The 7,191-nt window shown below is 75.3% G+C and carries 5 protein-coding genes and 1 pseudogene; 2 read left to right on the forward strand and 4 right to left on the reverse strand.

What is annotated here, in order from left to right:
- A partial coding sequence (locus tag ABD308_RS13375) for a hypothetical protein (RefSeq protein ID WP_486327020.1) occupies window positions 1-2,957 on the reverse strand: 2,957 nt, incomplete at its 3' end.
- Window positions 2,954-3,661: a hypothetical protein gene (locus ABD308_RS13380; RefSeq protein WP_344333023.1), complete on the reverse strand. Its 708-nt coding sequence runs from the start codon at window positions 3,659-3,661 to the stop codon at window positions 2,954-2,956. The genes ABD308_RS13375 and ABD308_RS13380, both read right to left, overlap by 4 nt.
- A gap of 190 nt (window positions 3,662-3,851) precedes the next feature.
- On the opposite strand from ABD308_RS13380, the gene ABD308_RS13385 reads away from it, so the two are divergent.
- Window positions 3,852-4,802 carry a DUF5996 family protein gene (locus tag ABD308_RS13385; protein WP_344333025.1) on the forward strand — a complete coding sequence of 317 codons (951 nt, stop codon included), beginning with the start codon at window positions 3,852-3,854 and terminating at the stop codon, window positions 4,800-4,802.
- 130 nt (window positions 4,803-4,932) lie between these two features.
- Here ABD308_RS13385 and ABD308_RS13390 read toward each other — a convergent pair whose 3' ends face one another.
- Complete coding sequence (locus tag ABD308_RS13390) at window positions 4,933-5,259, reverse strand: putative quinol monooxygenase (RefSeq protein ID WP_344333027.1); 327 nt, start codon at window positions 5,257-5,259, stop codon at window positions 4,933-4,935.
- Window positions 5,260-5,388: 129 nt separating this feature from the next.
- Window positions 5,389-6,105, reverse strand: a complete 717-nt coding sequence (locus ABD308_RS13395) for an ABC transporter ATP-binding protein (RefSeq protein WP_344333029.1) — start codon at window positions 6,103-6,105, stop codon at window positions 5,389-5,391.
- A 337-nt stretch (window positions 6,106-6,442) separates the two neighbouring features.
- On the opposite strand from ABD308_RS13395, the pseudogene ABD308_RS13400 reads away from it, so the two are divergent.
- Window positions 6,443-7,191, forward strand: a pseudogene (locus tag ABD308_RS13400) (ABC transporter permease); the annotation flags it as partial.

Genomic DNA, 7,191 nt, shown 5'->3' on the forward strand with positions numbered 1-7,191 from the left:
GTGACCAGCGCGCCGGCGAGCCCGTGGCGCCACAGCGTCGTCGCGACCAGGTGCGCGGCGGAGCGCAGCACCACCTCCGGCGGGCCGAAGGTGGCGGGGGAGGTGTCGAGTACCAGCACCAGCGGCTCGGGCCGCGCCTCGGCCGCCGCCGTGTGCAGCCGGTAGAGCAGCTCGTTGCGCGCGTACCTGAGCTGCTGCAACGGCCGTGGCAGTGCCAGCTGGCTCGGCAGCAGCCGGATCAGCTGCCCCGATCTGGTGACCCCGCCGAGCCCGGGGGCGAACAGTTCGCCGCCCGCGTGCCGGGCGTCGGCCGCCCCGGCGAGCAGCCGCAGCGCCCCCAGGTCCAACGGGGGCATGGCCGGGGCGTAGCGGGCCAGCCGCAGCGGCAGCGTCGGGTCGGCCGCCACGGCCTCCGGCCCGAGCACGGTCAGCAGTGCCGCCAGCTGCGGGGTGATCTCCGCAGTGGCCTGCTCCAGTGCCTCCATCGGCAGGGCCCGCCGCTGCCTCGGGCCGGTCGGCGCGTTCAGCGCCTGGTGGAGCGCGTCGGTGAGCCGCCGGGGGCCGACGCCCTGGGGCGGCACCAGCGCCGGGTCCGCCTCCGCCGCCTTGGCCAGCAGTCCGGCCAGGCCGATCCGGGCGGGCGAGGGCCAGGGCAGCTCGCGCAGCAGACGGATTCCGGGCGCGTCGCGCAGCGCTCGCAGCTCCGCGTCCACGCTTCCCCCGCGGGCCGCCGCCTCGGGTGTCAGCAGCGCCACGATCTGCTGGAGCAGGTCCAGGGAGGGGTGCACCCCCGCCTCGGCGAGTCTCACCAGGCATTCGGGCGCGCCCTGGACGACCGGCCGGCGCGGACCCGCCCCTTCGACGGGGGGTGCGGTGAGGGCGGCGTCCATCTCCCAGATCCTGGACCCGCTCTCACCGGAGGCGGCCAGCCACACCGGTCCGCCGCCCTGGTGGGCCCAGCTGAGGGCGAGCCCGGTGTCGTGGATCCTCGCCCCGTCCAGCTCCGAGCTGGACCACTGCTCCGTTCCGTCCTCGCCGGAGAGCACCCGCACCGCGCCGCTGACGTGGCCGCAGGCGAGCAGGGCCCGGTCCGGGAGCACCAGCCAGTCGAGCGCGACGGTCCAGCGGTGGCGTGACTCGGCCCGCCACAGCTCGGCCCCGGTGTCCGCGTGCACCACCGAGACCGTTCCGTTCGTCCACCCGATGGCCAGCGCGGGCCGCCCGTCCGGCAGTGGGGCGTAGGCCAGGCTGCTGACCGCGCTCCCGGTGACCTGGGTGGGGCCGGTGAGCGGGCTGGACACGCCCGAGCGGACGATGAGCACGGCGCCGTCCGCCGAGGTGTGGGCCAGCTCCGCGACGCCCTCGCGCACCCACCAGGCCCGCACCCCGCCCGGGTTCGACGCCGTCGGCAGGAGGTCGGCCGAGCCGCCGGAGGGTGCCTTCGGGTCATGGTCGCCGATCAGCGTCCAGCCGCCCGGCGCGCGTCCGACCCGGAGGCTGTGCGGGGTGGTGCCGAACCGGAGGAACTGCAACCAGAGGTTTCCCGCTTCGTCGCGGGTCCAGCCCAGGGGCCACTCACTCGCCGGGACGTCCTCGTCCCGCACGTCGAGGACGTCGAGGCTCCCGTCCGGCCCGGGGCGCAGCTGCGCGAGGAGGAACTGCCCGCCGGGCACCGGGCCGGCCCGCAGCGCCGTCTTCCCCGCGAGCAGCACCGTGTCGTCGTCGACCGCCACGACGCGCGCCACCGACAGGTCGCGGAACTGCCCGGGAGTGCGGTCGACGGCGGTCCACGGCACCGGGGCCGGGCGCGGCGCGGTGATCGGGTGGCAGGCGACGGTCCCGTCGTCCCGGGCCACCCACAGCTCGACCCGGTCCACCGTCACCGGCCGCGCGTGCACCGCGCGCACCGGCACCCGGCCCCTGATCCGGCCCCACTCCCGGTCACCGGCCACGTCCCACAGGACCACGTCGCCGTCCAGACCGGCGGAGGCGAGCAGGTCGACTCCCCGGAGGGTGACCCAGGCGAGGTCCCAGACCCCGGCGCCGTGGCCCCGGAACAGGCGGCTCTCGGCCGTGCGCCAGTCGCCGTCGGGGCCGGGCTCCCAGATCTCGACCTCGCCGCGGTTGCGGCCCACGGCCAGCCGCACCCGGCCCGCGTCGTCCACCTTCCAGGCCAGGCTCCAGACCCAGCCGCCGGGCGCCGGGGGCGTGTTGAGCACGACCGGGTCGACGAGCCGGGGCCGCTCGTGACGGGACTCCAGCAGGGCCACCTGGATCAACCCGTCGGATCCGCCGCAGGCCGCCAGCAGGGTCCGGCCGTCGGGCAGGACCAGCCCTCGGACCGCGGTCCACCACGGGCCGTCCTCCTGGAGTGCGTCCGCCGACCGCACGCGGTGGTCCGTTTCCCCCACTTCCACCAGCACCAGGGCGCTCTTCCCGGCGGCGACGAAGAACCGGCGTCCGTCGGGCAGCCGCAGGAAGTCCGCGTCCCAGGCCTCGAAGGGTGGGGCTTCGAGCGGCTCACTGAACGCCCACGGGGCGTCCGGTGGCGTCAACAGAGCGGGCGGAGCGACGGCGAACCGGTCGTGGTCGAAGAGCCCCAGCGCCGGAGCGTCGTCGGCGTCCGGCCTGCCCGTGAGCCAGGCCAGCGCGCGGGGGCGATCGCTTGGCGTGGGGCGGGCCGTGTGCGAGCGGACGGTGCTCTCCGCACTGTGCCAGGCCTGGAACAGCCCGTTGGCGCCGCCCCACGCCACGCACCAACCCGTCTCCTCCGCCTGGAAGCGGACCCGGTCGAAGGGGCCCGCCTCCTGGGCGACCGCCAGCAGCCGTTCCGGATCGACGGCGAGCCGCAGCTGCGCCGCGCTGACGGCCCGGCCCGGTCCGACGGCCGGGGCCCGCCGTCCGACGCTGCGCGCGTGCGCCCGCGCCCACTCCTGGACGGCGCCCGGCCCGCTCACAGGTCGACGGCCGACTGCAACGGCTCGACGAGCTCCTGGACGTACTTGCGCAGCAGCCCGGTGCGGCGCCGGACCGCCGCCGTGACGCCCAGGCCCAGCGTGGTGGCCGAGCCCCGGGGTGTCCGGACCACGGCGGCCAGCCGGTGTTCCCCCTCCAGTTCCGCACCGGAGACCCGGCGGAACTCCCAGGCCGGATCGGAGCGCAGCTCCCGCACCGCCCGCAGCCACGGCCGGCCGTCGGCGCCGGACGTGGTCCAGGACGCGGAGCCGACCGAGACCTCCGCCCCGAGCAGCTTGAGCGACGGCCCCAGCGAGAGCGTGCGCTCCGCGGTCCGGCCGGTGACCAGATGGCGCGGGCTCAGCGACCAGGCGACCGGCTGGAACGCGGCGCCGTCGGCCGCCGTCAGCTCCAGCCGCAGGTCGATGCTGTGCAGCGGGGGCCGTCCGGCGGGCGCCGTCACCGTGAGCCCGAGGTGCACCAGGTGGTAGACGGCCGTCGCCGCCTCCTGCGCCACGAACGCCTTCAGCTCGGAGTCGTCGGCCACGAACTCCTCGGTCAGCACCACGGCCAGCGGACCACCGAGCAGGACGCGCCCCTCCAGCGGCGCCTCCGCGGCGCCCGTGCTCGCGGTGCCCTCGCCCCGGGCCGGTGAGTCCGCCGCGAGCACCAGAGCGCGCTCGGAAAGCCGTTCGGGAACCCTCACACTGATCACGTCGCCCCCAGACCCACACGTGGCGGCAGCCGGAACCCACCCGGTCCGCACCCCGCCCCGAGGGGTCCCAGCGTAGGGATCGCACGCCCTTCGCGGGCGGGTTTCGGCCATCCCGGGGGCCGACCGGTCGGCCGGGGGGCGCGCGGATGCGGGCGGGCGGCCGCGGGCCTAGCGTGGGCCCATGGAGCTGTTCCCTCCGATCCCGCTGGCCCGGTGGCAGGAATCCAAGGCGACCGTGCACCGGTTCGCCCAGGTCGTCGGCAAGATCCGGCTGGCGCGCAGCGTTCGGCGCAACCACTGGTGGAACGTCCCCTACTACCTCACCGGGCGCGGCATCACCACCCGCCCGATGGCCATGGCGGGCGGGGCCGGGACGTTCTGCGTGGACTTCGACTTCGTCGACCACCGGCTGGTGGTCTGCGCCTCGGACGGCCGCAGCGTCTCCTTCCCGCTCACCGGGCAGTCGGTGGCGTCGTTCTACCGCGAGACCCTCGACGCCCTCGCCGTGGTCGGCGTGCCGGTGTCCCTGGCGCGCCCGCACCCGTTCGACCTGCCCGACGCCGGACGGCCGTTCACGGAGGACACCGAGCACGCCGCCTACGACCCGTTCTGGGTCAACCGCTACTGGCAGGTGCTCGGCCAGGTCAACCTGGTGCTGGAGGAGTCCGCCGCCCGCTTCTGCGGGAAGATCAGCCCGGTGCACCACTTCTGGCACACCTTCGACATCGCCGTCACCCGCTTCTCCGGCCGGGTGATCGACCAGCCCCCGACCGTCGACCCGGTGACCCGGGAGGCCTACTCCCGGGAGGTCATCAGCGCCGGCTTCTGGTTCGGTGACGACGCCTTCCCCGGGCCGGCCTTCTACTCCTACGCGGCGCCCGAGCCCGCCGGCCTGGCGGACCGCCCGCCGCGCCCCGCCGCCGCCCGCTGGGTCGAGCGGAACGGCGGCCACCTGGCGGTCCTGGACTACGACGACGTCCGCGGCGGGCCGGACCCGCGTGGCACGGTCCTGGACTTCTACGAGTCCGTCTACGAGTCCGCGGCCCGCCTCGCCGGCTGGAACATCGGCGGCGAGGCCTCGCCCGGCGGCGTCACCGACCCGGTGGCCGCCCGCACGTCGACCGATCGCTGAGCGTCGGTCCACGCCCTCCTGGCGTTCCGCTCGGCCGGCCCCGGCCGGGGTCCGCACAGCCCACGGGCGGGCCGGGAACCGGAACGGCCGGTCGATCGCCGGATCGACCGGCCGTTCGGGGGCCCGGAGGTCACCGGGGGGTGATCTCGCCCATCTCCGCCCAGCCGTCCATGCCGGGGATCTCGGTCGAGACGATCCGCGGCTTGGCGGCGACCGCGTACGACAGGTCCTCCATCGCCTTGACGAAGTGCGCGGACTCCACGTGCGCCTTGCCCGCGTCGCCGTCGCGGAACGCCTCGACCAGGACGAACTCGTTGGGGTCGTCGACGCTGCGGGACCACTCGAAGAAGAGGTTCCCGGGCTCCTCGCGGGTGGCGCGGGTGAAGTCGTCGACGAGGTCGAGCCAGCCGTCGGCGCGCTCCGGGCGGACCGCGAACTTGACGGTGATGAAGATCATGGGGGGCTTCCTTTCCTTCCACGGTGCGCGCGGCCACCCGGCCGGTGGCGGCCGGTCAGCGCGCACGGTGACCATCGTCGCAGGTCAGACGGGTGCTCTGCGACACGGGAGGCCCCCGGCCGGCGGGTGTCAGCCGGTGGCGTCCTCCTCGACGACGCGGCCGTCGCGGAGTTCGACCACCCGGTCGGCGAGTTCCATGAGGTTGGGGTCGTGGGTGGCGACCAGGACGGTGACGCCCTCGCTGCGCACCACCGCGCGCAGCAGCTCCATGATCGAGCGGCCGGTCTCCGAGTCCAGCTGGCCGGTCGGCTCGTCGGCGATGATGAGGTCGGGCTCGTTGGCCAGGGCCCGGGCGATGGCGACCCGCTGCTGCTGGCCGCCGGACAGCTCGCCGGGGCGCTGGTTGGCGTGGTCGGCCAGGCCGACCAGGGCCAGCAGGGTGCGGGCGCGCTCCTCGCGCTGGGCGGCCGGCACCTTGCGCAGCCGCATCGGCACGCCGACGTTCTCGGCGGCGGTGAGCACCGGGAGCAGTCCGAAGGACTGGAAGACGAAGCCCAGCCGGTCGCGGCGCAGCGCGAGCCGGCCGTCCTCGTCCAGGCCGCCGAGTTCGGTGCCGTCCAGGGTGATGGTGCCGCCGGTCGGGCTGTCCAGGCCGCCCACCAGGTTGAGCAGGGTGGTCTTGCCCGAGCCGGAGCGGCCCTTGAGCGCGGTGAGTTCGCCCCGGCCGATGGTGAAGGAGACGCCGCGCAGGGCGTGCACGGCCCGTTCGCCGGTTCCGAAACTGCGGTGGACATCGGTGACGGCCACCATGGGAGCGGTCACGGTGCCGGCCGGTTGCTGCGTCATGCGGCGTCCCCCCTGGGTGCGCCGGTGCGTCCCGCCGAGGGGGCGGCACCGGGAATTTCATTGAGGTGTTCATGGCTTCGCGCACCGTTATGGCTGACATATCGTCAGAGTCGGTCCGGCCATGGTTCGGAGCATTTGCTCATTACTTTCATCCTTCGCGCAAGTCCCTTCCTTTCTTTGACCGGATCTGACAGCATCGTCCGCTATCCGGTGATCAAGCGCCGGGAGATCACCGTGACGGCGCCCTCCACGGCGCCCATCCGCGCACTGGGAGACGTGCGCCCGGTCCTACGGGCGACGCCGCGCGGACACCATGAGGAACCGGGGGAGGAACGGGATGCTCGGCTTCGTCGTGCGCCGTCTGCGCGGGCGACTGCCCCTGGCCGCCGCCGCCCTGCTCACCGTACTGATCACGACGGCGGTGCTGACGGCGCTGGTCGCCTTCCAGCGGACCGTCGGCGAGGTCGGACAGCGCCAGGCCCTGCAGGGCCGGGGCCACCCGAGGACCACCGTTCTGGTCAACTCCGAGCACGGGCTGGGCCAGCGGGCCACGGACGACGCGGCGGTCGGCGACTTCGCCCACGCCCTCTTCGGCGACCTGCCGACCGAGACCACCGGCCTGTCCCGCAGCCGCTCCTACGGCCTGCCGGGCACCTCGCCGGCCGACGCCGGAACTGCCCCGACGGGCAAACAGGCGGGCACCGCGGCGGAGGCGGACGACGACCTCACCCTCCTCGCCACCCTCGACCGCGAGCACGTCGGCCTGCTCGCCGGCGGCTGGCCCGCCGCCGCCCAGCCCGGCACCCCCGGCCCCGTCCAGGCGGCCGTCCCGCAGGCCGTGCTCACCCGCCTCGGCCTCACCGCCGACGCCCTGCCCGCCGAGGTCCGGCTCACCGACCGCTACGGCGGGGCCCCGCTCGCCGTCCGCGTCACCGGCGTCTACCGCGCCAACGACCCCGCCGAGCTCTACTGGCGGCTCGACCCGGTCGAGGGCCGCGAGGTCCTGGTCGGCGGCTTCACCACCTACGGCCCGCTGCTCGTCGACGACACCGCCTTCACCGCCGCCGGCATACCGCAGAACGGCCG

Source organism: Kitasatospora putterlickiae (assembly GCF_039527695.1).
In the GTDB taxonomy this organism is placed as follows: Bacteria; Actinomycetota; Actinomycetes; order Streptomycetales; family Streptomycetaceae; genus Kitasatospora; species Kitasatospora putterlickiae.